At 40.4% G+C, this 26,271-nt stretch carries 23 protein-coding genes and 1 riboswitch; of the genes, 9 read left to right on the top strand and 14 right to left on the bottom strand.

The genetic code is table 11. From position 1 onward, the window contains the following. Positions 1-2: 2 nt before the first annotated feature. From cobJ to ACKPCE_RS11775, 4 genes are read right to left on the bottom strand one after another with little or no spacing between them, the layout of a single operon-like run. A complete protein-coding gene (gene cobJ / locus ACKPCE_RS11790) occupies positions 3-1,412 on the bottom strand; it encodes a precorrin-3B C(17)-methyltransferase (protein WP_319505332.1) in 1,410 nt (469 codons plus the stop codon). Between the two features lie 32 nt (positions 1,413-1,444). Continuing rightward, a complete protein-coding gene (locus ACKPCE_RS11785) occupies positions 1,445-2,908 on the bottom strand; it encodes a PepSY-associated transmembrane domain-containing protein (RefSeq protein WP_319505331.1) in 1,464 nt (487 codons plus the stop codon). Between the two features lie 19 nt (positions 2,909-2,927). Next, complete coding sequence (locus tag ACKPCE_RS11780; protein ID WP_319505330.1) at positions 2,928-3,845, bottom strand: sirohydrochlorin cobaltochelatase; 918 nt, start codon at positions 3,843-3,845, stop codon at positions 2,928-2,930. A gap of 2 nt (positions 3,846-3,847) precedes the next feature. Continuing rightward, a complete protein-coding gene (locus ACKPCE_RS11775; RefSeq protein ID WP_319505329.1) occupies positions 3,848-6,028 on the bottom strand; it encodes a TonB-dependent receptor in 2,181 nt (726 codons plus the stop codon). Between the two features lie 99 nt (positions 6,029-6,127). After that, positions 6,128-6,353: riboswitch (cobalamin riboswitch) on the bottom strand. A gap of 46 nt (positions 6,354-6,399) precedes the next feature. On the opposite strand from ACKPCE_RS11775, the gene ACKPCE_RS11770 reads away from it, so the two are divergent. From ACKPCE_RS11770 to cysN, 5 genes are all read left to right on the top strand, one after another. Beyond that, positions 6,400-7,701: a cobyrinic acid a,c-diamide synthase CobB gene (locus ACKPCE_RS11770; protein WP_319505328.1), complete on the top strand. Its 1,302-nt coding sequence runs from the start codon at positions 6,400-6,402 to the stop codon at positions 7,699-7,701. A 15-nt stretch (positions 7,702-7,716) separates the two neighbouring features. After that, a complete protein-coding gene (locus tag ACKPCE_RS11765) occupies positions 7,717-8,292 on the top strand; it encodes a cob(I)yrinic acid a,c-diamide adenosyltransferase (protein WP_319505327.1) in 576 nt (191 codons plus the stop codon). Between the two features lie 527 nt (positions 8,293-8,819). Next, positions 8,820-9,707, top strand: a complete 888-nt coding sequence (locus ACKPCE_RS11760) for a sulfite exporter TauE/SafE family protein (RefSeq protein WP_319505326.1) — start codon at positions 8,820-8,822, stop codon at positions 9,705-9,707. A gap of 4 nt (positions 9,708-9,711) precedes the next feature. After that, positions 9,712-10,623, top strand: a complete 912-nt coding sequence (cysD, locus tag ACKPCE_RS11755; RefSeq protein ID WP_319505325.1) for a sulfate adenylyltransferase subunit CysD — start codon at positions 9,712-9,714, stop codon at positions 10,621-10,623. Positions 10,624-10,634: 11 nt separating this feature from the next. After that, on the top strand, positions 10,635-12,560 hold the full coding sequence (cysN, locus tag ACKPCE_RS11750; RefSeq protein ID WP_319505324.1) for a sulfate adenylyltransferase subunit CysN: 1,926 nt from the start codon (positions 10,635-10,637) through the stop codon (positions 12,558-12,560). On the opposite strand, the gene ACKPCE_RS11745 is transcribed toward cysN, so the two are convergent. The 9 genes from ACKPCE_RS11745 to ACKPCE_RS11705 all read right to left on the bottom strand — a co-directional run bounded on the left by ACKPCE_RS11745 (position 12,534) and on the right by ACKPCE_RS11705 (position 19,691). Further along, on the bottom strand, positions 12,534-14,393 hold the full coding sequence (locus tag ACKPCE_RS11745) for an asparagine synthase-related protein (protein WP_319505323.1): 1,860 nt from the start codon (positions 14,391-14,393) through the stop codon (positions 12,534-12,536). The two genes, cysN and ACKPCE_RS11745, sit on opposite strands and share 27 nt — an antisense overlap. Positions 14,394-14,405: 12 nt before the next feature. Further along, positions 14,406-14,789 (bottom strand): lasso peptide biosynthesis B2 protein, encoded by a 384-nt coding sequence (locus ACKPCE_RS11740; protein ID WP_319505322.1) that lies wholly within the window; start codon positions 14,787-14,789, stop codon positions 14,406-14,408. A gap of 19 nt (positions 14,790-14,808) precedes the next feature. After that, on the bottom strand, positions 14,809-15,084 hold the full coding sequence (locus ACKPCE_RS11735; RefSeq protein WP_319505321.1) for a PqqD family protein: 276 nt from the start codon (positions 15,082-15,084) through the stop codon (positions 14,809-14,811). 10 nt (positions 15,085-15,094) lie between these two features. Next, positions 15,095-15,949 carry a sulfotransferase domain-containing protein gene (locus ACKPCE_RS11730; RefSeq protein WP_319505320.1) on the bottom strand — a complete coding sequence of 285 codons (855 nt, stop codon included), beginning with the start codon at positions 15,947-15,949 and terminating at the stop codon, positions 15,095-15,097. Beyond that, positions 15,946-16,782, bottom strand: a complete 837-nt coding sequence (locus tag ACKPCE_RS11725) for a hypothetical protein (RefSeq protein ID WP_319505319.1) — start codon at positions 16,780-16,782, stop codon at positions 15,946-15,948. Before ACKPCE_RS11725 ends, ACKPCE_RS11730 begins: the two co-directional genes overlap by 4 nt. Before the next feature lie 270 nt (positions 16,783-17,052). Next, a complete protein-coding gene (locus tag ACKPCE_RS11720; RefSeq protein WP_319505318.1) occupies positions 17,053-17,943 on the bottom strand; it encodes a formyltransferase family protein in 891 nt (296 codons plus the stop codon). Between the two features lie 38 nt (positions 17,944-17,981). After that, on the bottom strand, positions 17,982-18,530 hold the full coding sequence (locus ACKPCE_RS11715; RefSeq protein WP_319505317.1) for a phage tail protein: 549 nt from the start codon (positions 18,528-18,530) through the stop codon (positions 17,982-17,984). A gap of 24 nt (positions 18,531-18,554) precedes the next feature. Beyond that, positions 18,555-19,085, bottom strand: a complete 531-nt coding sequence (locus ACKPCE_RS11710; protein ID WP_319505316.1) for a phage tail protein — start codon at positions 19,083-19,085, stop codon at positions 18,555-18,557. 15 nt (positions 19,086-19,100) lie between these two features. Next, positions 19,101-19,691, bottom strand: coding sequence for a phage tail protein (locus ACKPCE_RS11705; protein ID WP_319505315.1), 591 nt, complete (start codon positions 19,689-19,691; stop codon positions 19,101-19,103). A 269-nt stretch (positions 19,692-19,960) separates the two neighbouring features. On the opposite strand from ACKPCE_RS11705, the gene ACKPCE_RS11700 reads away from it, so the two are divergent. Together ACKPCE_RS11700 and ACKPCE_RS11695 are read left to right on the top strand one after the other, a co-directional pair. Further along, complete coding sequence (locus ACKPCE_RS11700) at positions 19,961-20,977, top strand: nucleotidyltransferase family protein (RefSeq protein ID WP_319505314.1); 1,017 nt, start codon at positions 19,961-19,963, stop codon at positions 20,975-20,977. Next, positions 20,967-22,673 carry an ATP-binding cassette domain-containing protein gene (locus ACKPCE_RS11695; RefSeq protein WP_319505313.1) on the top strand — a complete coding sequence of 569 codons (1,707 nt, stop codon included), beginning with the start codon at positions 20,967-20,969 and terminating at the stop codon, positions 22,671-22,673. Before ACKPCE_RS11700 ends, ACKPCE_RS11695 begins: the two co-directional genes overlap by 11 nt. 287 nt (positions 22,674-22,960) lie before the next feature. Here the strand turns inward: ACKPCE_RS11695 and ACKPCE_RS11690 are convergent, their stop codons facing one another. Then, complete coding sequence (locus ACKPCE_RS11690; RefSeq protein ID WP_319505312.1) at positions 22,961-23,596, bottom strand: NAD(P)H-dependent oxidoreductase; 636 nt, start codon at positions 23,594-23,596, stop codon at positions 22,961-22,963. Between the two features lie 162 nt (positions 23,597-23,758). On the opposite strand from ACKPCE_RS11690, the gene ACKPCE_RS11685 reads away from it, so the two are divergent. Both ACKPCE_RS11685 and ACKPCE_RS11680 read left to right on the top strand, forming a co-directional pair. Next, positions 23,759-25,252: a cobyric acid synthase gene (locus ACKPCE_RS11685; RefSeq protein ID WP_319505311.1), complete on the top strand. Its 1,494-nt coding sequence runs from the start codon at positions 23,759-23,761 to the stop codon at positions 25,250-25,252. Beyond that, positions 25,245-26,258, top strand: coding sequence for a threonine-phosphate decarboxylase (locus tag ACKPCE_RS11680; RefSeq protein WP_319505310.1), 1,014 nt, complete (start codon positions 25,245-25,247; stop codon positions 26,256-26,258). Before ACKPCE_RS11685 ends, ACKPCE_RS11680 begins: the two co-directional genes overlap by 8 nt. Positions 26,259-26,271: the final 13 nt, after the last annotated feature.

The raw sequence follows: 26,271 nt of genomic DNA, 5'->3' as shown, positions 1-26,271 counted from the left end.
GTCTATACGTCTCTTCCAGGCTTTAACAGTTCGGCATCATTGAAACACAAAATAGCGTTGACTAGCGTAGCAGCCAGGTTGCTGCCCCCTTTACGTCCCTCTACAATTAGTTTGGGTACAGCGGCAAAAGGTTTCAGCATGTGCTTGGATTCTTCTACATGTACAAAGCCTACCGGAGCAGCAACAACCCCCGCAGGAGCAGCCTTTCCCTTTTTGATAAGCAGGCAAAGTTCCATCAGTGCAGTAGGGGCATTGCCAAACACATACAGCGCATCGGGATGTTCCTCAACGGCTAGGCGAATACCTGCCTGTGTGCGGGTAATACCTTTTTCGGCAGCCAGAGCAGCCACCCGTTCATCGCCCAAGTAGCATTTCACCTCCACGCCCATGCGTTGCAAAGCACCTTTCCGAATGCCCGATGCAGCCATTGTTACATCCGTCACCACTGTCTTTATCTCTCTCTTTTCAAAGCGAGAATAGAGATTCTCCACCGTATTATCGTCTATCTTAAGCAGTTTTTCCATATCGAAATCTGCCGTGGTATGAATGGCATGCAGCAAAGCCCATTTACGTCCCAGGGGAATGTTCTTGTCTTTCAGTTCGGCCTCAATGGTACGGAAACTGCGAATCATAATCTGTTGTCCAATGCCGTTGGCCTCTTCCGCATCTTCCTTGTAATAACCGCGGGGAGTAATAAACGTGTTCTGCCAATTGTAGGATTGTGAGTTACCCACTAGCACAACGGTAAACATATCGGCATCATCGGGTTGAAAATCATGCAGCGTAGTAAGCTTCACCTGCTGTTCTTCCCGTCCCGCCTGACGAACCAGTCCCACAGGTGTTTCCGGCGAGCGACCTGCTTCGAGGAACAACTCCTTCAATCGGTGCAATTGCCAGTAACGCCCTTCACTACGGGGATTATATATAGCAGTAACAAAATCGGCTGTTGCAGCCGCAATGATTCTTTTCTCAATCTTCTCCCAGGGAGTCATCAGGTCCGACAGAGAGATGACGCAGAAATCATGCCCCACAGGCGCACCCAGCAAACTGGCTGCCTTCTGAAAAGCACTAATGCCTGGCAATGAAACAATTTCCACCTCACTGCGGCGTTCCTTCTTCATTTCGTAAACCAGCGGAGTCATGCCATAAATGCCGGCATCTCCCGAACTGATGACGCAAACCGTTTTTCCCTGATCAGCGTATTCAAACGCTTGTTCGGCTCGCTGTTTTTCTTTCTTCATGCCGGTATCCACACACACCGTGTCGGGAGCAAGATAAGGCTTTATAAACTGAAAATAATATTTATAGCCTACCACCACATCGGCATGAGCAACGGCATGGAGCACAGCCGGGGTTATGTCGGCCTCACTGCCCGGTCCGATACCGGCTACTATGATTTTTCCTTTTTTCATATTTTTTTCTATCTGAATATGCAAAGATAAAATTAACTCTTTAGTTTTCGGCATTTGCGCGCCACATATCTGTAACCAAGCACTACGCCACTCAGCGAAACAACGGCTCCACCGGTTAGTAATGTCCACATCACAAGGGTCCACACCCACGGATAATCAAGCAAGAACTTAATCTTTAAACTGTGCAACCCCTGATACATCCAGAAGCCCCAACGATCGTGATTATTCACATGGCGATACTTTCCTGTAGCCGGATTGATATAGTAAGTATCCTTGTCTTCATTATCAATGTTAACCCGATATACAGGTAAGGGGAGGTGTCCTGCCTTTGAAATATAGTAAGCATCGTACTCAGTAAGCAACGATATATTTTTAGGAATATGGTTGCCATGAATTTCATGGATTACGCTTAACACATCCTGCTCTGTTAATTGTAAAACTCGAAGCGTATCGGCAGATGCATCTATCGTTACTTTATCCGTCTCAGTCACGATATTGTACAATGGAATGTTTCTGAAGTTATCCCATTCCACCGATTTTATTTTTCCGCTATACGCCTTAACTACAGTACGGTAATCAAGTTTGTAGTTCAAAGAAGAAACGTTGCGGTGAGACAAAACCCGATCGACCGAAGATTCATTCCGTGTTCGTCCTAACCACGAAGGGGTGTCGACAAGAGACATCATTCCGCTAAAGATCCATGTAAGCACAAAGATTCCAAACAGCACACCGGTAACGTGGTGCCACCAATACCATTTCTTCTTATAAGGAGAAGCCAGTGTTTTTTGTCGGCGGTATCTCTGCAAATAAGCATCAATACCTACCCAAATGCCCGATACTGTCATTAGAATACCCAGAGCAGACAGGATCACAACCGACTTCACCCATAGGTCTTTATCCTGCCGCAAGATTGTAAAATACACCCAATGCGGTATAGCGCCCACCCACGCCCAAAAACGCTGATCGGACGTAGTAAACTGAAGTACATCTGCCGATTTGGATGAAATATACAATTGGTGATTCTCTTCATCATCGTAATAGAATTTATAGATGGGGAAATCTTTCTTCAATTGCCCAAACGGTATCCACTGATCTAGTTTTCTTAATGTGTCAACCCTGATCACTTGGGCGCTACACCACTTTTCAGCAGTCTGCTTTATGTAATTCCAGTTAACCTCAGAGAATGTTTTCAATGAATCGGCAGGTATTATACATTCTGTTTTGCCTGCTTGTACATGAAACTTTGTTTCGCCCAAGAACTGATCCAGTCTGATGGTTCCTTCGAGCATCGAATCAGGAATCTGATGCAGTACCGAATTGAAATCAGGTAAATGGGCAATCGACAAAGTATCGAGCACCTTCGTTTTCTGTTTGTTATTAACCTTGGGAAAAGTATGGTACATCAAAACCAGACCCGTAAGAAACCACATTAGAAACAGAATACTGAGCAAAGTGCCCAGTATTCTGTGAATTGAATAGATTATTTTATTTATCATAGTTGACTATCGTCTGTTTTTATTCATTTTCTGATTGTGCGTATTGTTTCTTCTTGTCTTTAATATCAATTAATTTATGAGTCAGCGCAAAACGGGCATGCTCCATAAACTGCTCCTGAATCTGGAGTAACTCACCCAAACCCTGCATCATTACATCTACCCGAAAGCCTTCTTTTACTAATGCCTCTTTCCAATCAACAGCTATGTCATTGTTGGCATGATCACCGGCAACAAACATGAAAGGCATCAGTGTAACTTCTTTCTTTCCGCTGGCTTTGAGCTGTTGCAACATATCATCAAAAGAAGGATAGCCTTCAATAGTACCTACGTGAAAATTAGCATATCCTTTGGCCTTTAGCATATAATCCATCATGGCATAGGTAGATGTGCTGGGAGTGTATGTACCGTGCCCCACCAATACAACCTCTTTACGAGCAGGTGCGTGCTGCACTACCGTTTGAAGCACCTGACGGTAGTCGTCAACTGAATAGAGCAGGGGATTACCCACCCGGATGTCTTTGAAAAGTGAAGCAGCCTGAGCTACCTCACCCCGCAAAGCTTCCATCTCAATGCCCTCAATAATATTGGTTGATTGTACCACCACGTGCGTAAAACCTTCTGCGTGCAATTGCTGTAATGCTTGGGCAGGAACAGAAATCTTTTCTCCACGGGCAGCCATGCGCTTAATCACAATACGTGAGGTCCAGGCCTCACGTATTGTCAGTTGCGGAAAAGCATCCGCTATTTTTCGATTGATAGCTTCAATGGTCCGTTGGCGGGTTTCAGGATAGGTAGTACCGAAATGCACTACCAGCAAGGCCGCCTTATCGCCAGGTTGGAGCGATGCAAGCATGTCCGACTCTACAAAATTTCCTCCTTCGTGAGCCTTCATCATGACACTAAAAAGAATTGCGAAACAAAAGATGAATTTTCTCATGGTTATTTCTTGAATTTAAGAAGCAGACTCACATACACGGTACGCCCCGGAGTAAGCGATGCATAATTAACTCCATACGGACGGTCGTCACGGTAATTGAAAATGTTATTCACACCCAAGCCCGGTTCCAAAATAAAATGATCCCACTTATCAAAAGTGTGTCGTGTATTCAGGTTCCAAAGACCAAACCCGGGAGCCGATTCATCCAAATCGCCCGACTGGTGGAAACGTTTGCTCTGTACACGTCCGTTGAGGTTCACGTTAAGCTGATACGCCTTCCACGAATGTGCCCAGTTGGCTGTAACACTACCCGTATGACGAATGCTTCTCTCTATATTGGCCCATCCGCTTTCATCCTTTCCGCGGGCATATGCAAAAGAATACCCGCCGCCCAGCATGAATCCGTAACCCAGTGCTGCATTCAGATTGGCATCAAAACCTTTCACCAACGCTTTATCGAAGTTTTTATACTCCTTGTAATTCTTCAGGTTTTTAATTTCGGTAGCTCCGAAAACGGCAGTCGCTTTTTCCAGAATAGCCGCTTGTTGATCAGCCGGCATAGACGAAAGGGCTGTCGTTTTGCTACTGATCATATCTTCTATGGAATTAACATAAGCATTGACCGAAGCGGTGAAACGGTTGTGCACATACTCTACATTCAAAGAACCGTAATGACTCTTCTCGGGTTTTAGTTCGGTACTACCTGCCGTAATGGTTTTGGTTTTAAAAGTATAATAATATAGTTCATCCAAGCCCGGTGCACGGAATCCCGCTGCGTATGAAGCCCTGAAATTAAAGTCGCCCAGACTATACATCAACGAAGCCTTGGGAGTAAAGCCGTTGCCCGCAGTTTCGTGGTGCGAATAACGAAGTCCCACAATGGCCTGCAGGTTCTTTAGTATATTGATTTCTTCCTGCCAGAAAGCCGCAGCGGTATATACGCTTTCGTCAACACTCGCATCGGGACGCTTCAACTCGTCGGTAACATACTCCAATCCCACAATGCTTTTAAAAGCATCCGAATGTTTGAAAACTCCTTTCAAATTGGCGTTGTAGTAGTTTTGTTTCTTGGTCATGCTCTCATCACCCTCCTTAAAATTGCCCGACTCCTTGAGGTATTTATAGTATGACACGTAGTTGTTTTTAGTCAGATCCAAGCTGAGGTATGATGAGTTACCCAGTAAATATTTGGCACCGGCACCCAAATTGTACGCATCGTATTTCATGTTGTAGGTGTAAGCACTGACGGGACGCTTCGTCATCCGGTCATAGTATCCGCCTTCGGCATACATGGATAAAGCCGCGGTAGGCGAGTAGGTAAATTTCTGATTAATCACATCGGAATAAAAAGCATTCACGGGTAACTTATCCGTCAGGTTACCATCCTCGTCGTACGAACTCAGCTTCCAGCTATCCGACTGCTGACGGGTGTATGAAGTGAACGATCCGAAGTTTCCGGTGTTAACATCTACATTGACACCCTGCGTAAACTGCCCGCGCTCCTCCATCTTCGTATTCGAAGTAACGGTAATCAAATTCTTGGGGTTGTCTGTAATGATGTTGATTACCCCGGCAATGGCATCGGAGCCGTAAAGAGCAGAAGCAGCTCCTTTCAAAACCTCTATGCGCTTCACGTTGTTCATGTTGATCTGACTCAGGTCGATGTTGTTCGATGTATCACCCGTCAGCTTCTTACCATTCACCAGAATGAGCACGTATTTGTTGCTCAATCCGTTCATCATCAGGTAAGACCCCATGGCATTGGTTGAAAAAGAAAGCGAAGGCTGAAGCATGGTCATGGCCGTTTGAAAATCGGTGATTCCGGCTTTCTTGATGTCGGCGGCACTCATCACTTCAATGGGTACGGGAGTGTCCTTTAACTTGTGATGCGTACCGGTACCCGTAACAACCACCTGATCGAGGTTGATGTACGCGTTCTTCAACTTTAGTACCAGATTGGAGTTGCTGCCCGATATTTTCCGACTAAGCGGAGCATAGTTTAAGCAGCTCACCCTGAGCACTTGTTCCCCTTCTTTCACATTACTGAGAGTGAATTCTCCTTTGGCATTGGTAGCACAACCGATAGTAGTTTGTTCCAAACGAACGTTGGCACCCCTCACGGGTAGTCCGTTTTCTGCGTCAATCACTTTTCCGCTCAGCGTTACTTGCGCGAACGAATTCATAACAATGCAACCTTCTACAAGGATTGCAAGCAGGCATTTTTTCCTCATTGATATATGATAAGTAGTTAATAAATAGCATTCCTGACCCCGGGATTGCTGTATTCATTATATTGCCTGGCAGGTTTCCTGACTTTCCCCTTGAAGAGCGCCTTCCCGTTTCATTATGCAATAAGAAACAGTGGCATGTGAGCGAGTAAGCTCTTCAGGTGATGCCCCGTAAGGGCAGGGGATTACAGTAGCGGGCACTGCTCCGGACTCTCACCGGATTCCCTTTTATGTAGCAAACAGGATGTTCGTTACATCACCAAAGCGCCGCAAAGTTATTAATTTATTTTATATTTGCATCTTATTAATTCAAATTGATAGACCAAATGAATGCCCATATATTGATAGGTGCCGCTTCTTCGGGCAGCGGAAAAACAACGCTCACGCTGGGTTTGCTCAGGCTTTTGAGTAAACGGGGGTATGCGGTGCAACCGTTTAAATGCGGTCCCGATTACATTGACACCCAGCACCATGCACTAGCTGCGGGATGCCCTTCGGTGAATCTGGATACATGGATGGCTTCCGAGGAACATGTGCGCGAGCTTTACAGCCGTTACGGAGCCAAAGCCGATGTTTGCCTCACGGAAGGAGTGATGGGGTTGTTCGACGGATACGATGGTATGAAGGGTAGTAGTGCTGCCATTGCCTCCCTGCTCCAAATTCCCGTGGTACTGGTTCTCAATGCCCGCTCCATGGCTTACTCGGTAGCTCCTATACTTTACGGATACAAACATTTCAATCCGACGGTGCGCATTGCCGGAGTCATCTTTAACCAAGTAGCCGGTGAAAGCCATTTCAGCTACCTGAAACAAGCCTGTACCGATGCAGGGGTTCATTGCTTCGGGTACCTTCCGAGACAAAAAGACATTGAGATTCCGTCGCGTCATTTGGGCCTTACACTCGATGAAAAATTCCGTTTCGAGGAGTTTGCCGACCGCATTGCCGCATCAATAGAACAGTACATACAGGTAGATGATTTGTTAAATATTTGCAGCAAAGAGACGGAAAACGTACAGCCCATATACGCACCCGTTTCGTCATGTTCTCCCCGAAAACTTAAAATTGCCGTAGCGCATGACGAAGCTTTCAATTTTACCTATCAGGAAAACATAAATCAGCTAAAAGAATATGGTAGCGTGGAGTTCTTTAGCCCGCTAAGGCACTTTTCCGTTCCTCTAAGCGCAGATCTCCTCTATCTGCCAGGAGGATACCCGGAATTCTTTTTAAGCCCACTGAGCGCAAATAAAAGCATGATTCAGTCCATTAGGGATTACGCGCTTTCGGGCGGACGGGTTTTGGCTGAGTGCGGAGGGATGATGTACCTGTGCAACTCCATAACGGGCATGGATGGCATTTCGTACCCCATGGCGGGGGTTTTAGACCAGGAAGCCACCATGGAGAACATGAAACTTCACTTGGGCTACCGGATGGGCGAGTACAACGGCGTAACATGGCGCGGACATGAGTTTCACTATTCAAGCCTGCGCAACCCCATGGAGAGTGACTGCCAGCTTTATTCGGCCCGAAACACGCCGGTAGACACAGCGCTGATACGCTACAAAAACGTTATCGCCGGCTACACGCACCTGTACTGGGGCGAGCAGTGCATTTTCGATTTATGGAAATAACCTAATCTGCATAAAATGAGCAAGATATACACCAAAGGAGGCGATAAGGGACGCACCGGAATTCACGGTGGCACCCGGGTTGAGAAGGATGATATTCGCATTGAAGCCAATGGCTGTCTGGACGAGCTGAATGCCGTTTTGGGCATCGTGCGGTCTTTACTGTCACCCCATCATGAATTTCAGGATACGCTGCACACCATTCAGCGGGAATTGATGGTGGTAATGAGTCACGTAGCCACTCCGGCAGCTATCCGACACGAGAATCCCAATCAAATTCCGGATGACATGACCATCCGCTGCGAACAGGAAATTGAGCGGTTGAAAGAGTTGCTGCGCGACAACGACTACTTCGTTTTGCCCGGAGGCACAATGCCATCGGCGCAGTTGCAGTTTGCCCGCACCGTGGCCCGCAGGGCAGAAAGACGCTTGTGGACACTGAACAGGCAGGATGAACTACCGGGCGAAATACTGCGCTTCATGAATCGCCTGTCTGACTTGCTGTTCGTGATGGCCCGCTACGAGATGCAACAGCAAAACCTACCCGAAGAACGTTGGCAGGCATTTGCCTACAAACGCAAGTCGAAAACATAAGCCAACGGCTTCTGAACAAGCCTTTCAGCCATTATAACCGCTTAGCTATATACCTCAGAGGTCACGGGCTATATACCCCAAGGGTCGTAAGATATATAGCCCGTGCTCATGAGCTATATGGACGGGAGGGCACGAGGTATATAGCTCATAACCCAAAGAATTTGTCTGGGCTATCAGCCCCAAATGATAGCTCAGACTTGATGCTATGAGTATCTATGATACTCTCTCTCTATAATGGCATTGCACACGCATAACAACAAAAGCTGATTATCAGCCATTTAGCATGTTTCGTCTGGGCTTAAAGAAAGCTCGCCGAGCCCTCGCACAGATCATACACATAATTTCGACGATTGTCACTGTCATTCACAACTCTAGCTGCAAAACACTCTGCAACGAAATAATTGCCCCTCAAAAGTTAATTTAATAATTAATCATATAATTGTTTTATTAATTCAAATTATTGCATTAACTTTACGCCATACAAATTAAGTCAAACAAACATACCATTAATAACCGGATAAATCTTTATGGACAGGAGCAAAAAAACCTCTTTTCTTTGGCTGCTTTGCTTAATTATAGCCTGCCTTATAATTCTGTTTTTCTCAAATAGCGATATCAAACATATTGGTCCGCCCGAATATATCATCATTTTTCTGCTCTTTGCTATATCTGCATTTTGCGAATACATTGACAGTTCTCTGGGTATGGGCTACGGAACAACGCTTACCCCTTTGCTATTAACTTTGGGTGCTGTGAGAATAGACATAGTGCCCGCCATTTTATTTGCAGAACTATTATCTGGGTTCTTTGCCGGAATCAGGCACCATAAGGAAGGAAATGTCGATTTAATTAGTGATAAAAAGATTAGAACAGCATTTTTGTATCTCGCAATACCTTCTGTTTTAGGTGTAATAATTGCCACGTTGTTAGGTTCTTATTTTTTAGGCATCGCACAACAATACGCCAACTTGTATATCGGCCTAATGATTATAGCCATAGGCCTATACATAACGTATAGTTTTTACTTCAATGGGGGCAAACAAATTTCTTTCAGCAAATTAAAACTAATGGCACTTGGCACGGTCGCAGCGTTCAACAAAGGCCTATCAGGTGGAGGATACGGGCCACTGCTTACGGGTGGACAAATTACCGCCGGTATATCCGACAAACAGGCCATTGTAGTTACTTCGCTCTGCGAAGGATTTACCTGTTTAGTAGGATTATTGACTTATTTCGCATTGGGGGGAACTCTGAACTATTTCTACGTAATACCACTTTGTTTAGGATCTGTATTAAGCGTTATACCTGCTGCAAAAACTATTAAAATACTTCCCGAAAATACCCTTAGAAAAGGTATTGGCTGGGCAACACTTTTGCTTGGATGTTTAACCCTTTGGAAGTTTCTCATTAAATAAATCTATGAATATGAATCACACCATGTTACATATCAAGCAACTGGAGGCTGAAGCCATTCACATTATCCGCGAAGTTGCAGCAGAGTTTGAACGTCCGGTGATGCTCTACTCAATCGGCAAAGACTCATCTGTGATGTTAAGGTTGGCCCAAAAAGCTTTCTACCCCGACAAAATACCTTTTCCGTTGCTACATGTCGATACGACTTGGAAGTTTAAAGAAATGATTGATTTCCGGGAGCGTATGAAAACCAAAATAGGCTTAGATTTGATTGTGTTCACGAATCCCGTGGGGCTACAACAGAACATCAATCCTTTCACGCACGGATCAGAGATGCATACACGCATCATGAAAACCGATGCTTTGAAAATGGCACTGAATAAGTACCATTTTGATGCGGCATTTGGCGGAGCACGCCGAGACGAAGAAAAGTCAAGAGCCAAAGAGCGAATATTCAGTTTTCGGGATGAGTTTCATCAATGGGATCCCAAGAATCAACGTCCGGAACTATGGAATGTATACAATACACGGATAAAAAAGGGAGAATCCATACGTGTATTTCCATTATCAAACTGGACGGAATTAGATATTTGGAGGTACATACAAATAGAAAAAATTCCCATAGTACCACTCTATTTTGCCACGGTTCGTCCGGTTGTTGAAAGAGACGGAATGCTTATTATGGTAGACGATGAACGCATGAAACTAAGACCCGACGAAGTTGTTAAATACAAAAAAGTACGCTTTCGTACATTGGGTTGCTACCCACTTACAGGAGCAATAGAGTCGGACGCTGAAACCATTGACGAAATTGTCCGAGAGATGTTGTTGGTTAATACTTCAGAACGACAAGGGCGACTGATTGATTTTGACGGCAAAGCAAGCATGGAAGAGAAAAAAAGAGAAGGTTATTTTTAATACCGTTACAAATGAATAAACAAACGATTGATTATATTGTCAGAGAACAAGACCTGATTACGCAAGATTTATCTACCTACCTGAAAAGACACGAGAAAAAAGAAATGCTCCGTTTATTGGTAGCCGGTAGTGTTGACGATGGTAAATCGACTCTGATAGGGCGTTTACTATATGACTCGCATTTAATATATCGGGATCACTTAGAATCCATATACCAGGATTCCAAGGTTTTTAATACCACAGAAAATGAAATTGACTTATCGCTGTTGACTGATGGTTTGAGAGCTGAACGGGAGCAAGGTATTACCATAGATGTTGCCTACCGATACTTCTCTACAGAAAAAAAGAGTTTTATCATCTGCGACGCCCCCGGTCATGAGCAGTATACCCGAAACATGGCTACCGGGGCTTCTCATTGCGAAATGGCTCTTATATTAATTGATGCCCGCAATGGAGTACAGGCGCAGACAAGAAGACATAGTCTGATTGCAACTATTATGGGTATACAAAACATTGTGGTGGTAATCAATAAAATGGATTTGGTAGATTACAGTAAATCGGTATTTCAGCAAATCTGTGAAGAGTATCTGGATTTTTCTTCTAAATTATCCATTAGCTCCATAGAGTTTATACCCATCTCGGCACTAACAGGTGAGAACGTGGTGACTAAAGCAGAACGGATGTCATGGTATACAGGTGAGCCTTTATTAAGTTTTCTAGAGAATGTAAAGTTGACAGGTGAAAGTAATTTGACCGGCTTGCGTTTTCCGGTTCAGTACGTTATACGACCTAATTCTGACTTCAGAGGATACGCAGGCAGTGTTGCATCGGGAGTAGTGCATGAAGGCGACGAGATTGTAGTTCTTCCTTCCGGCAAACACACTCGCATAAAAGACCTGAAAACGTATGACGGGTACAGAAGTAAGGCCTTTCCGGGTATGCCTGTAGTACTGACTATTGAAAACGAAATTGATATTTCTAGAGGAACAATATTGGCAAAGCCGGATAATCTTCCAACGGTAACCAATAAGTTCGACACCACCATTGTTTGGATGGATGAAGAACCGATGAAATGCAACAATGAATATTTGCTTAAATGCAACGCACAATGTGTACCTGTACGTATAAAATCCATTTACTACAAATATAACATCAATGAATTAACCCATATAAAAGCAGATGAACTCTCACTCAATGATATCGGTAAAGTAGAATTGTTATCGCAACGACCTTTAATCTGCGACTCATTCACAGATAATAAAGAAATGGGGGCTTTCATACTCATTAGCAGAGATACAAATGCAACAAGTGGGGGAGGTGTCATTGAGTTGAAGCAAATAAACAACGCACAGAAAGGCCAAAATCTTTCAAAAGAAGTTAGCTTCGTTACTACTGATCAAAGAATAAAAATGTTGGGGCATAAACCGGCAACTCTTTGGTTGACCGGATTAAGTGGTTCGGGGAAATCCACCATTGCCAAGATACTCGAAGCCAAATTACTTGAACGGGGCGTTCTTTCGTATATCTTAGATGGGGATAACCTTCGACAGGGACTCAACTCTGATTTAGGATTTTCTCCCGAAGACCGATGTGAAAACATACGCAGAGCTGCCGAAGTTGCTAAACTCATGAACGATGCAGGATTGGTTGTTATTGCGGCTTTCATTTCTCCGTACCAAAAGGATAGGGAAGAAGCAGCCCACGTCATAGGATCCTACTACACAGAAGTATATGTTGATGCTGACATTGAAAGTTGCATGCAACGAGATCCCAAAGGATTGTATGCCAAACATGCAGCAGGAGCTTTTAAAGGATTAACCGGTATAGATGCTCCTTATGAGGCACCCTTAAAGCCTACGCTTCATGTAAATACAACTCAAGAAACACAAGAAGAATCGTCAGAGAAAGTATTAAACTTTCTGCTCGGCGTCATCTGACTTCTCGGGTTGCGGTTGCGGAGAAATGTACTTTTGGTATAGGGCATGGTATCTGAAGAGTTGGCTGATACTAGCATAAGTAAATAGCTGATCCCTCTCAGATAGCTCCCATTGTTCCAGTATATCTTTTATTACATCACTTTTAATAAAGTCAAAACTAGTATTGATATTCAATGTACTATTCATTTGAACCATTTCTTGAATAAACTCTTTTCTTCTTAATTTATTACGATTAGCCAAAAAATCTTCATGTTTATTAGATCTCGTACGAATCATATCCGGTAAAATTCCGTTCATTGCCTCACGGTATAAATACCTGGGAATCATTGTTTGATAGGTATATTTCACTGGTACAGTAAACCAAAATTCCAACAATTCTTTATCTAGCAGAGGATATTTATATTCAATCCCGTATCTTTCGCCGTACAACGTCCAAGAATCCATACGTTCCGGAAGATGATAATTACGTAAAAGCCGAAGCATAAAACCGGTTCTGTTACCCCAGCCGAAAATACATTTTTTATAGTTTAAGAAAAAGGAGGGAATATGCCTTACCACAAAAAAAGCACTAAAAAAACGTACTAATTTAGCTTGCCTTATTCTCTTGTCACATAAGAAAGAAGGAAGTATTAATGGCATAACCTCGTTCCAAACTCTATACAGCGTACTTTTTATACCAAAATATCTAATCCAACGATAAAGGTCTAGCAACTTAAATCGTAACACAATATGATTGATAGCTCCCCGCAAACTTAGCGAAACAAACTCATCACCGCCCCATCCGCTAAATAAAACTGATATATTATCTTTCTGCGCCATTTTCATAGTAGGCAATTCAATATTCATTCTCTCAAACTCAGGTTCACTAAAGAAAGAAGAAGAGGATACTGATTCGGTAACAGAAGAATAACGAATATTAACTTTTTTTTTCTCAACAAAATCATCAATCATTCCCTTCTCATTAGTACCCCCAACTTCTATGTCACCTTCATCCGGAGACCATGAATAAGCAATTAATCTGTTTTTGTTATCTATATTATCAGCCAATATTGCAGCTACGCCAGACGAATCAAGACCTCCACTTAGGTGTGTACCGATTATTCCGGGTTCCATACGTCTTATAGTAGCCTTTATCAAATGCTCACGTAATTGTTCAACCGTACTTGTCAAAGCTAATTTCTTATTTTTCTTTATTCTCGGACGCCAATACATATCAACTTGAATGGATGTAGATGTAACAGATAGAACACTTCCTGGTATAACCTTACGAATAGCTCTAAAAAATGTCAGTCTGTAGTCTTTATTGAAGAAAGATGAAACATCCTTTAGAAAATATTTCTCTGAAAATTTATTTGGTATAAGTCGTGATTTTCCAATACCAAACTCGTGCGAGGCAAATATAAGTTTTTGTCCAGACATTGCATAGCACAAAGGACGAACCCCAATGTGGTCGCGAAATAAAACGACTTTTCGTTGTTGGTGATCAATAATAACCACTGAAAAATCTCCATTAAATCTGTCGGCACATCGTTCGCCCCACTTCTGATATGCATTTGCAAACATGGTCTCAGGATTCGCGCAATTAATTCCTTGGGCTAATAACTCTTCTTGATTATAAATGCGGGCATCGCATACCACTGTTAAATTTTCATTTTGATAAATACCCGCTTTAGGATTTCTAGATGTATTCCAACAATAACCAACTCCGTAAGTATCACCCATCACTATTTTTTCAGCAAAACCATCCCATTTTACTGCATTACCAAGTGTGTATACATCTTTCTCTTTAACAAGTGTCTTATCAACGTTGATAATCCCAAAAATAAATCCCATGCTTGAACGTGTTTATAATTGATGAATTTCTTTGAATTTGAATGAGTTATCCGTATTGGGAGTCATATAAAAGTCCCCCACAGTTAGCCAAGCGTGAGCTTCCATCTTATGTTCGTTAGCGTAACGCACACCTAAATGGAGAGTAGAGCTGATACTTCTTTTTTCAAGCATTTTTCGGGCAGCTAGCGAACATACCAAGCATTTATTATTCCAAATAGCTAATTTATTTCCTCTTCTGACAGCTACTTTAATTCTTTTGAGAAGTTCTATATCAGGCTTCATTTCTATATCTCGTATTTTTATTTTTTTTACGCAGGAGTGAAAGGAACGAAAGCAAAGATATGTCTTAAAATAAAGGAGATAATATATTGCTTCTAGTAAGAAAAGCTTCTCCATAAAGCTGATTCGAGCAAATTTATAAAGGTACTTCACTTTTCTCTATTACTCCCCATTGAGTTGCCTTCTCCATAAAGGCTTTTACCTCTTTTATACACACATCAGTACTCACATTGTATTCAGACAATAAAACATCCGTTATTTCCTGAAAAGAATGAGGGATAACCAATAATTCCCATATTCTTTTACCAATTGGGTTTAAACCGAAATATTTGCCTTTTTCAAGATGCATCATGACCTGATAGTTATCTAATTCCCCATCAATGATATTTTGATTTCTATAATACTTTTCCATATAATATTATCTATAAAGTTAATTTCCCATTTGCATCAATGTAACCGAGCTCAAGCATAGCCTGAAAGTTAGCATTGATAATATTCTGTATCTGTTCTTCAGAAAGGTGGTTTTTATAATTACCGATGGTGCCTTTCCAGAAAAAACGTTCACATTTTTGTGTTTTTTCTTTAAATCCACCTTCTTTCTCCATTTGCTGAAGCAACTTAAAATCACTGTTGATAATAGCACGATACAGTCTTTCTTCTTCATATTCCAAACCTAGAAAGTGAATAATACCTCCAAAAGCTTCCATGGGCGCTCGCTTCATATCTTCATACCGAACAATATAAACAGGAAATTCTTTTTGTTTACTCCAGCTAAAATAATGTTCCTGCCATGATAATAGAATCTGTCTTAATTGTCCCGTTCTATGTCCAGCAGTTGTTGCTATTTTATTTTGAATAAACTCGACTGTTTTCGCTATATTAGAAGCGGAATGATTGGCATAGGATACACAGACATCTAAAGGGTTTCTCACAAAATAAACAGCTGCCCTCGTTACCTCAGAAGAAAATATCGATACCCTATCATTATTATATGTATAAGCATCGTGCACCTTTTTGTATTGTACAGATTCAGCATATTCCTCTGATAAGATATAATATAATTCAGGACGATATAAATCAACTTCGTCCGGAGTCAGTTCAAAAGGGTTTAAGCCTATTTGCTCCTCAAAGTCAACGGCACTACTCGCTATTGAAGCGTCAGTAATATCTGTAAAAGGCAACGGAGTTTGTGTATTAGCCAAATAGTTCGCGAGAAACATACGAAACCAAGTATTACCGGATTTAGGATAAGAGGCCAGCCATACTATATTTTTCATAGTAGAACGTGTTCGCGGATATATTCCATAGTTTCAATAGCATTACTAAACTTTGGACGATAAACGACAACAACATCCAATATATTTGCCATTTTAATTAGTTGAGTAAAATAATACTTTTCAGTTTCAGGCATACCTTTGAGATATATCTTCCGATATATATTTTCACGCAAATAGTTGAATTTTTGAATTCCTTCTGGTCTTTCCTGTTGAAACTGGCTTTCGTGATGTACGCGAAGAAGAATAAAAGTGTTTAATATGGGGTTAATCACCTCTTGTTTAGCAAATTCAGATACATAATATTTTTCCATTAAGGGTCTGATTGTTTTCAGGGCATTTCTATCTATTCCAAGCAAATTTATTGCATCATCCCACAACTTTATTCTCGTTTTAATTGGCATTATTGATACATTACCATTATTAAAATAGACAGGTGTTATGTCATCATTAACAAAGAGACCTTCTTTACTGCAAAAAGCAGCCACTACCGATGATTTACCGGCACCAGAATTTCCACTAATCAATACCCCTTTATTTTTATAGAAAAAAGAACTGCCATGAAATGGCAAAATTTTTCTTTGATGCAGAACGCTCCCTAATACAGAACCATTTAAAAACAATTGAATGGAATCCGCATCCGAATCCGGATGCGGATATACATCAACTTTGGTACCATCCTGAATTTTATAGGAAGCAATATGCTCTATTTGCAGCGTTAGTTCATTTTCATTCGCACACCATATACGCTTTTGGCAAATTGGTGGCTCCTTCAAGCTAGGTGAACTAGTAACCACACGAATAGTAACATTGTTGATCGGAGCCTTTAATTCCATTTTTTAATAAGTTCAAAATAAAAAATAAGTTTAACAGAGATCGCTTACTAGCTAGGTCCTGCACTACTTACATCTTGAGTGTGAAAAATCTTACTAGTCTTCTCCACATCCAAATCGATAATTTCTGGTGTAATCCACTCTTTTTTTTCTTCTAATTTTTCTTCCATAGCTTTATTTGTTTTTAAAGTTATAAATCGCAGTAAAAGTATAAATTATATTTAGAAAAGCAAGGTTATCCTGCTAAAAAAAGTGGTTATGCTGCATAAAAAGCTACATAAACGACAAGTGAGACTCAAAAGCATCCCCCGAAGCAAAGCCTAATTCCTTTAATTGATATGCAGACCGATATGAATCCATATAAAAAAGCATACTGACTTCTAAGACTTTTTTGTCAGCAGAGACTATTTGTAGTTTATCATCTGTGGAAATAATGATGCCGGGCTGCTCATCTCCGCTTCCTATAACTCTGGCATCCATCAATTTTATTTCTTGCTTCTTCCAAAAAGTAATGGCTCCTTTATTCCATGGATTACAGGCTTTTATCAAATGACAAATTTCACTTGCTGTCATCTGATTCCAATCGATTGATACATCTGCCAAAGTAGGACGTTTTTGATAAGCTGAGATTTGTCCCTCTCTTTTTATCTCAACCAAAGGAATGTTATTAAAAAGACATTGAAGAATAAAGAATGCACCCTCAACACATAGTTGACTAAAAATGTATGAAACAAACTTAAAGTTATAATGTGGAAGATTGGGTATCTCTTTCATCCAATAGATAGCACCGCTATCAAATTTATCATTCAGTTGATGTATACATAATCCTAACTGATCACCTCCCTTTTTCAACTGCCAGAACAGAGGGCTAGGACCTCTAAAGGAAGGAAGAGAGCCGAAGTGAATATTAAATAACTTGGTGGAAAGACCGTTCAGTTTATCTAAAACAAGCAATCTATTATATCCTATAATAAAACAAACCTCTAATTTATTTTGCCATAGCCAATTATATATATCCGTATCTTTATTACTCTCAGTAGTCACGGGCAAACGAAACTGTTTAGCAAAAGTATCAACTTTTTGATTGATGTATGTGTCCGCATTGGGAGAGTAAAACAGGAGCACCTGTATTTTTTGTGAAACAAGTGCTCCTGCCAATGGCATAAAAGATTCAGCATCTGATATGATTCCTATACGCATAACTAACCTGGAGTTGGATAGATTCCCTGAGTTGTACAAATAATGTAGGTAATAGCCATAGAAGGCATAATGTTATTATGAGGTACATTACCTCCAGTAGTGGCAATAGTACTAGTATTATCTAATTCTATACTTCTGGGAGTAATACTTGAACCCGGTAGGTATCCCAACACGGTGGCTTCCGGAGAAATCATCTTTCCCAAAAAAGTACCTGTAGAAGGCGTTGCAACAGAGCCATCTGCAGTATCAACCTTCACCAGATGATTGTGTACTGGCATATCGGGAGTAACAAGTTGTACACTCTCGTTACCACCAGACTGGCCCAAGGTACGGTCAGTCAAAGCGGTACCAGTTCCTTGAGAGATCGCCATGCGCCCTCTTAAATCGGGTAACCCAAATTGGGTTCTGCCATCACCACCAAAAGTAGTACCTATTAAACTGTACAACATTTCATTTCCTTGAATAGTAAGCTGTGTTCCATCACATATATGCCATCCTTCTGGGGCATAGTTACCTGAAAAGGTACGTATTTCGCCTATATATGCATCCATAATATTTATTTTAAATGGTTATCGTTAATATGGTCTGGGAGGATAGACTCCAGAAATTGCTATACAATAATTTAAAACTAAAAACGGCTGCATATTATTATGCCCACCATCACTGCCCTCCATAGCAATCGTTGCAGCATTTAAAGAAACACTTGGAACCGAAATCGGCGTGGAATAGATGTTTATTACTTCAGACTGAATAGCAGCCACATCGGGTATTGCTAATATATTGGTAGGAATTACCGTATTACCAGGAGCATTTTCAACCTGCATATAGTGAGTGTGATTGGTTTGAGCATTTGTCAACTTCACAGATTCACTTCCTCCCGATGTGCCCTGTACGTAATTGGGAGTATAATCACTTGCAACAATGGTTCTTCCTCTTAAATCCGGCAATGCAAAAGTTGCCCTACCATCGCCGCCAAAAGTGGGACCTATTAAACTATATAATGCTGCATTTTGCTGTATATTAAGCAGTGTTCCATCACACAAATGCCATCCTCTCGGGACTATTCCGAAAGCGAATGTTCTAATTTCACCTAAATAATTGTCCATATTATTATTTTTTAATTAAGGTCTTACAGGATAACTTTCACCATCAGCGCAAATGCAATAGCGAATTGCCAGGAATGGTGAGCGATTCTCATGAGGTAAATTTCCGTTGTAATTTCCGTTACTTGGAGTGATTGTATTTGCATGAAGAGATACAGGATTAGTTGACGTATCAAGATATGCAGTAGCTAATTGTGGCTTAATATCTACTCCGGGCCTTTGATAAGTGATGTTTGAGAGATACGATTGATTATCAGTTCCAGCTGCTGCTGTTCTCGAAGCGTCTGCGCCTGCTTTTCCAATAAAACCGTGGTTGTGAGACGGTAAGTTAGGTGTAGTTAACGTCACTGACTCAGCTCCATAACGATAATTACCCAAAGCATAATTGACAGTGTCGCCGGGTACACTTCCAACCCCAACCAAAGCAGCTCTTTGAAAGTTAGGAACATTAAACTTGACATTAGGAGTTCCACCGTAACGAATTCCAATGATTGAATACAACGCCGGATACTGACCAACTGGCAATTCTTGACCATTGCATTCTACCCAACCTTGCGGCACAAAAGTGTAGGGAAACGCCCTAATTTCTCCAATAAATGATGAATCCATAAGAAATAGAATTTAAGATGAATAATAGCGACACTTTGATATGTCGCAAATAACAATAGCAAAAATCATATAATTTTAAATAAATGCAGATAAAGAAAGGGTATTTGTTTTGCTATTTAATCATAATTAACGTTCTTACTTGTTGTTGGCGTTTTTAAAAATAGCAACCATAAAGGTTGATTGTATGCTCATTTTTTATTTAGTATTCATACGAAGTAATAATTAATAATAATATATTTGCCTAATATTAACTAATCCTCCTAATACTAATGGATTATACTCGCCAAATACTCTCTGAAAGGCATCGCTTAAGCCATCAACAAATTGATAAATGGTTTAAAGTAAATAGTGGATCCCTATATTTGCAAGAAAAAATGAGCTTACTGGTTTCAGTGAAGAATTTTCTGTATGTTACAGATTTACTCCGTGAAAATAAAATTTCGTTTATGTGTATTAAAGGGCCACTATTATCATACAAACTTTATGGTGATGCAGCAGTACGTTTTTCTCATGATATAGATTTAGTTATTAACTTTGATGAACTTGATTTTATAATAGAATTGTTAAAAGAAGCAGGTTTTACCATAAGCGACGGAATGGAATGGCCCAAACAAGACATGCGACGAAGATTATTAAGAAAATGTCTTCATCATACGTCCCTGTATAGCAAAAGCTTACATTTCTGTGTTGAGCTGCACTGGACAATACTAAACGAAGTTCCTATTAAGCAAGAAAAACTGGCCGCTATCGTAGTAAGTAATCAAACAAATATATATTTTGCAGACAGAAATTTTGTCGTATTAAGCAATGAACTTGAATTATTATATCTGATGATTCATGGAGCAAAACATGGTTGGAGTCGTTTAAAATGGCTTGTGGATATTAACGAATATCCAATGGAGAACATTAACACAAGTTTATTTATGCAGTTAGTGCATCAGTTACACGCCGAAAAAATAGTAATGCAAACAAACAAATTACTACTAAAATACTTTGGAAAAGAAATTTCTTTTGCTCCAAAAGGTAGCATTTCTAATATCTTAATTTCATATCCTCAGACGTTTATAAATAAAAAGGATATTACCACACTTAATGTATCAGAGATTTGGAGAAACGCTGTTTATGTGGCTTCTCTTTTTCCTAATATATCATATAAAATAAGGCGTATCTGTAACTTATTTATAAGGCAAAATGATATCCTTGATAGGGATTTTTCAACAGCAGCTATGTATTATATATATCGCCCATACAGCTTTTTCAAAAGGAGGATTTTACATGTTAAATAAACACTTTATCTTAAGAAGTTTCGCGTTATTCTTTAATCATAATCCGATTAAATTATTAACAGTCTTTTTTATAACCATCGTACAATCTCTATTTCAAGGTATATCTCTTGTGTTATTAATACCATTATTAACTTTCATCGAACCTCAATCTGCTGATAAAATAGATAATAAGTGGGTGTCCTTGCTAAACTCAACTATGCACCATTTGGGTATAAGCCTTAACATGGTGAATATACTGATTTTTTTCGCTTTAATATTAATATTTGTAGCTATACTTAATTACTACCAGTCAGTAACACAAAGTACCTACCAGCAAAGTTTTTCTTATGAAGTACGTCAAAACCTTTTCAGAAAAATAATAAACTGTCAATGGCAATTTATCAATAGTAGGAGCAAACACAGTCATATACAAATCCTCACAACTGAAATTCCTAAAATGAGTACCTATTATTACTTTTATTTAAGCCTAGCTATCAAATCTTTATTCATTATAGCTCATTTAGTCATTGCTCTTACCATATCCATTCAGTTTACCTCATTTGTTGTGATGCTGGGACTTTTTACCATTTTTATATTAAGAGGATATCTTAATCAAGCAAAAAAATTGGGTAGTGCCAATATTATGGCATTCAGAAGTATGCTTAAACGGATAGATGATTTTTGGACTACTGTAAAAATGGCAAAGGTACATCAATCGGAGGCCTTTTACATTAATAAATTTGATGAATCAAACCAACAAATGCTTATATTCCAAAAAAAGCAAATTTATAATAAGGCAGCTTCCAATTTATGGTTTATGTTCAGTGGAATTTTATCTCTTATTTGTGTAGTGTACTTTGCATATAACTATGTAGAATTACCATTTACAATGCTTTTAATTATTATTTTGTTATTTAGTAGAATATTCCCTCAGTTCATAAGCATCAATAATGATGTAAATATGTTGTATGCTAATGTGGCTTCCGTAAAAATGGTACTTAGTCTTGATAAAGATTTAACAACAAGACATATCAATAGTATGCTCTTTGAAAGATCAGAAGATATAGAGTTAAATAAAGAAATAGCAATCATTGATCTATGCTTTGGCTACAAAGAGCCTCTATTTATTAACTTTAATACTAAAATACCGGCTTATAAATTAACTGGCATTTTAGGCGCTTCGGGAACAGGAAAAACAACTTTTATTGATTTATTGACCGGATTGCAAAGTCCAGACAAGGGAGAAATAAAAATCGATGGTCGTACGCTTACAGAGTCTAGACAAGTTTCTTGGAGAGAAGGAATAGGATATCTACCGCAAGATTCTTTTTTTATTGATGGTACTATCAGAGAGAATTTGGTATGGGATTCAACACATAATTTAGATGATGACGAAATCATGGCAGTTTTAAAGCAAGTAAATGCCTATGATTTAGTGATGAAGCAAAATGAAGGGTTAGATACTTTTATTGCCAATTATCAGTTTTATTTTTCTGGAGGTGAAAGACAACGTATGGCCCTTGCAAGAGCCATACTTAGAAAACCCAAATTACTACTTCTTGATGAAGCTACATCGTCACTAGATGCTGAAAATGAACGTATCATAATTGCCTGCCTACTGAAATTAAAAAATGAAATTACGATTGTATTTGTAACTCATCATCACTATCTAGTAGAACATTTTGATTACACAATTGATTTAGATAAGCAACAATAATATTCCCTTAAACGTTAACGAAACACCTAAAATATTAAACCATGTTATAAAGCAATATTTTTATCCTGCATAATTTGCAAATAAGATCTCAACACGTAACTTTGTACTGTGTTTTTCATAGTATTAGATTTAAGGTTAACAAAGATTGGTTGCCCGTGATGGGTAGCCATTTTTTTTGCTTTAAACCAAAGACCTAACTTTGGATCGTTTTACAAAAAATAAAGGCTGCCTCTTGCTATTGCAGGGGCAGCCTTTATTTTTATAAAATTGAAGAATGTATACCTTAGTTACTTTATTTCAATAGCAAATTCTTCCTTGGGCAAACGAACTTTCTTCATATTAACCAACCAATCAGCCGAAGCATCACGGTAACCTACGGGCAAGATGCTTACACTTTTCAATCCGAGGGAAGAAAGGTTTAGCAACTCGTCGAGCTGATCGTTATAAAACCCTTCCATAGGAGTAGAATCAATCTTCAACTCGGCAGCCTGCGCCATAACCAAAGCCAAAGCAATATATGTTTGGCGGGCAATATGTTCAAAGTTTTCCTTTTCCTCTTGTGGCAGATAAATAGACTTTAGCTTATCAGTGTACGCACCGAAGAAACCTTTTGCCAATCCTCTTTCTTCTGTCGTGAAGTCGTAAATGGAATCAATACGTTCGGCAGAATACCTGTTCCATGCCGCAAACACCAGGACATGAGAGCAGTCGGCCACTTGTTGTTGGTTCATAGCAATAGGCACCATTTTGTCTTTCAACTCCTGATTGCTGACTACCAACACACGAAAAGGCTGAAGTCCGGATGAGGTAGGCGCCAAACGAGCTGCTTCTACCAATTTATCTATATCTGATTGAGAAACTTTTTTGGTTGAATCGAATTTCTTTGTGGCATAGCGCCACTGTAAATCTTCTATTAATGACATAACATCTAATTACTTTAAAATTAAAAAACTGGTTATATAACACAAAAACAGCAATTTATGTTTTGCACAACATAACTCTAAAAATGTTTTTTAGCAAGTATTTAGAACTGTTACCTTGTTTTTTTCTAACTTTGTTGCTCCATAAAGACGAAATAAGAACAGATGAGTAACAACGAATCACTAAAACCTTTGATGTTTGCCGGTACGGGCAGTGACGTAGGAAAGAGTATCATTGCTGCCGCTTTTTGCCGCATATTTTTGCAAGACGGCTACCATCCGGCACCTTTCAAAGCGCAAAACATGGCACTCAACTCGTATGTAACGCCTGCCGGACTGGAAATTGGTCGTGCACAAGCCGTACAAGCCGAGGCAGCGGGTATTGCTTGTCATACCGACATGAACCCTTTGTTACTGAAGCCATCGTCGGATCACACCTCGCAGATAGTGCTTCATGGCAAACCCATTGGTAATCGCAGTGCCTATGAATATTTTCGAAAAGAAGGACGAGAAGAACTGCGAAAAGAAGTTTGCGATGCGTTCGATCGCTTGGCGCAAGCATATAATCCCATCGTAATGGAAGGAGCGGGGAGTATATCTGAAATCAACCTGCGTGATAGTGACTTGGTGAATCTGCCCATGGCCCGTCATGCTCAGGCAAATGTAATACTAGTAGCCGACATTGACCGTGGAGGGGTGTTTGCCAGTGTTTACGGCTCCATCATGTTGCTTAATGAAGAGGAACGGAAACTGATAAAAGGTATACTCATTAATAAATTCAGAGGAGATATACGACTTTTTCAGTCGGGTGTCGAAATGCTTGAAAAACTATGCAACGTACCCGTAGTGGGTGTTGTTCCCTACTACAAAGATATTTATATTGAAGAAGAAGATTCTGTGGCCCTGCAAACAAAAAACAGGCAAGCAGAAGCAGGCAAGGTGAACATTGCCGTGGTATTACTGCGACACTTATCAAACTTCACTGATTTCAACGTATTGGAGCGTGACCCCAGAGTTCATTTGTTTTATACCAACAACACAGATGAACTTCAGAAAGCTGATATTATTCTGATTCCGGGAACAAAAAGTACATTGGCCGATCTCTATGAGCTCAGGCGAAACGGGGTGGCACAAACCATTGTAAAAGCCTATAGAGAAGGAGCTACCGTTATGGGAATATGTGGTGGATACCAAATTATGGGCATGGAGGTTTGTGATCCGGAAGGAGTGGAAGGAGAAATTATCCGGCTTCCTGGATTGGGTTTACTACCCGTAAGCACTACCATGCTAGGCGAAAAGATTACCCGTCAGGTAGATTTTAATTTTCTCGACTCGAATGTTGTATGCCACGGATACGAAATTCACATGGGCAACACCGTAACATCCGAAGCAGCTGAGGTTATTCCGCTAAACAGCATCAGCGACGGACAAGCAGATGGCTGTTTTGTGAATGAGCGCTGCATGGGCACATACATTCACGGTATACTCGATAATGGGGCTTTTATTGATTTCCTGCTAAAACCTTTTGCCGGTAAAATGGAACACAAAGAATTTGATTTTGCATCGTTCAAAGAGGAACAGTACAATAAATTGGCAGATCATGTGAGAAACCATGTGAATATGGATGTTATCTATCAATTAATGAAGAGCAATGATTAACGGACACGGAGACGATTTATATCTTTACGAACAAAAAATAACAGCCAACTTTAGCTCGAATGCTTTTTATGGGGCTGATTTGCACGGACTGAAGCAACATCTTTCGGAGCACATGGAGGTAATTGCGTCGTATCCGGAACCGGAACCGTATACGCTTGAGGCATTAATGGCGCAAAAGTATGGGTTGCAAAAAGAGGAGGTATGTGTAACTAACGGTGCCACAGAGGCTATCTATCTTGTTGCGCAGGCTTTTGCAGGATGTCGCTCAGGTATTGTGATGCCTACCTTCAGCGAATATGCCGATGCCTGCTGCATGCATCAGCACCGGGTAACCTCTCTCTATTCGTTACAAGCACTGCCCAATAGCTTAGAAATGCTTTGGCTATGTAACCCCAACAATCCTACGGGCAAGGTATTTGATAAAGCAGAACTGACTGCTTTAATCAGTAAACACAGCGATATCTGTTTTGTTATTGACCAATCTTACGAAGATTTTACCTTGAAACCCCTACTATCTGCCTCCGAAGCAGCAGAGTTCCCTAACGTGATTTTGCTTCATTCGCTGACCAAACGATTTTCTATTCCGGGTTTACGATTGGGCTATGTCACCGCTTCATCGGCTCTCTTGCAACGAATTCGCATGAAACGCATGCCGTGGTCGGTCAACGCTTTGGCCATTGAAGCCGGCAAATACTTGCTGAACAAAACGGATAACCTCTTGAACATTGAAGAGTATTTGCTGGAAACAGATCGATTGGCTACTCTTCTGCAAAAGACAGGCTGTTTTGATGTGTGGCCTACTGATACGCACTATCTGTTAGCCAAATTACGCATAGGAAAAGCTTCTGCGTTAAAGGATTACTTAGCGAAAGAGCATGGGATGCTGATACGCAATGCTTCTAACTTTGAAGGGTTAGATGACTCTTTTATTCGTATAGCGGCACAAACGCCTGAGCAAAACAATGCATTGGTTAGTGCCATTGACTGTTACCTTACTAAAAACTAAATCTATTATGATG

Source organism: Bacteroides graminisolvens (assembly GCF_963666085.1).
Classification (GTDB): Bacteria; Bacteroidota; Bacteroidia; order Bacteroidales; family Bacteroidaceae; genus Bacteroides; species Bacteroides graminisolvens.
This window is presented reverse-complemented; position numbering and strand designations above follow the sequence as displayed.

Coding starts and splice junctions, on each gene's coding strand:
- ACKPCE_RS11700 (WP_319505314.1), top strand. CDS start 19,961: ATGGATTATACTCGCCAAATACTCTCTGAAAGGCATCGCTTAAGCCAT.
- cobJ (WP_319505332.1), bottom strand. CDS start 1,412: ATGAAAAAAGGAAAAATCATAGTAGCCGGTATCGGACCGGGCAGTGAG.
- ACKPCE_RS11780 (WP_319505330.1), bottom strand. CDS start 3,845: ATGAGAAAATTCATCTTTTGTTTCGCAATTCTTTTTAGTGTCATGATG.
- ACKPCE_RS11740 (WP_319505322.1), bottom strand. CDS start 14,789: ATGGAGAAGCTTTTCTTACTAGAAGCAATATATTATCTCCTTTATTTT.
- ACKPCE_RS11765 (WP_319505327.1), top strand. CDS start 7,717: ATGAGCAAGATATACACCAAAGGAGGCGATAAGGGACGCACCGGAATT.
- ACKPCE_RS11745 (WP_319505323.1), bottom strand. CDS start 14,393: ATGGGATTTATTTTTGGGATTATCAACGTTGATAAGACACTTGTTAAA.
- ACKPCE_RS11705 (WP_319505315.1), bottom strand. CDS start 19,691: ATGGATTCATCATTTATTGGAGAAATTAGGGCGTTTCCCTACACTTTT.
- ACKPCE_RS11785 (WP_319505331.1), bottom strand. CDS start 2,908: ATGATAAATAAAATAATCTATTCAATTCACAGAATACTGGGCACTTTG.
- ACKPCE_RS11680 (WP_319505310.1), top strand. CDS start 25,245: ATGATTAACGGACACGGAGACGATTTATATCTTTACGAACAAAAAATA.
- ACKPCE_RS11720 (WP_319505318.1), bottom strand. CDS start 17,943: ATGCCATTGGCAGGAGCACTTGTTTCACAAAAAATACAGGTGCTCCTG.
- ACKPCE_RS11770 (WP_319505328.1), top strand. CDS start 6,400: ATGAATGCCCATATATTGATAGGTGCCGCTTCTTCGGGCAGCGGAAAA.
- ACKPCE_RS11760 (WP_319505326.1), top strand. CDS start 8,820: ATGGACAGGAGCAAAAAAACCTCTTTTCTTTGGCTGCTTTGCTTAATT.
- ACKPCE_RS11735 (WP_319505321.1), bottom strand. CDS start 15,084: ATGGAAAAGTATTATAGAAATCAAAATATCATTGATGGGGAATTAGAT.
- ACKPCE_RS11710 (WP_319505316.1), bottom strand. CDS start 19,085: ATGGACAATTATTTAGGTGAAATTAGAACATTCGCTTTCGGAATAGTC.
- cysN (WP_319505324.1), top strand. CDS start 10,635: ATGAATAAACAAACGATTGATTATATTGTCAGAGAACAAGACCTGATT.
- ACKPCE_RS11725 (WP_319505319.1), bottom strand. CDS start 16,782: ATGGAATTAAAGGCTCCGATCAACAATGTTACTATTCGTGTGGTTACT.
- ACKPCE_RS11730 (WP_319505320.1), bottom strand. CDS start 15,949: ATGAAAAATATAGTATGGCTGGCCTCTTATCCTAAATCCGGTAATACT.
- ACKPCE_RS11715 (WP_319505317.1), bottom strand. CDS start 18,530: ATGGATGCATATATAGGCGAAATACGTACCTTTTCAGGTAACTATGCC.
- ACKPCE_RS11695 (WP_319505313.1), top strand. CDS start 20,967: ATGTTAAATAAACACTTTATCTTAAGAAGTTTCGCGTTATTCTTTAAT.
- ACKPCE_RS11685 (WP_319505311.1), top strand. CDS start 23,759: ATGAGTAACAACGAATCACTAAAACCTTTGATGTTTGCCGGTACGGGC.
- cysD (WP_319505325.1), top strand. CDS start 9,712: ATGAATATGAATCACACCATGTTACATATCAAGCAACTGGAGGCTGAA.
- ACKPCE_RS11775 (WP_319505329.1), bottom strand. CDS start 6,028: ATGAATTCGTTCGCGCAAGTAACGCTGAGCGGAAAAGTGATTGACGCA.
- ACKPCE_RS11690 (WP_319505312.1), bottom strand. CDS start 23,596: ATGTCATTAATAGAAGATTTACAGTGGCGCTATGCCACAAAGAAATTC.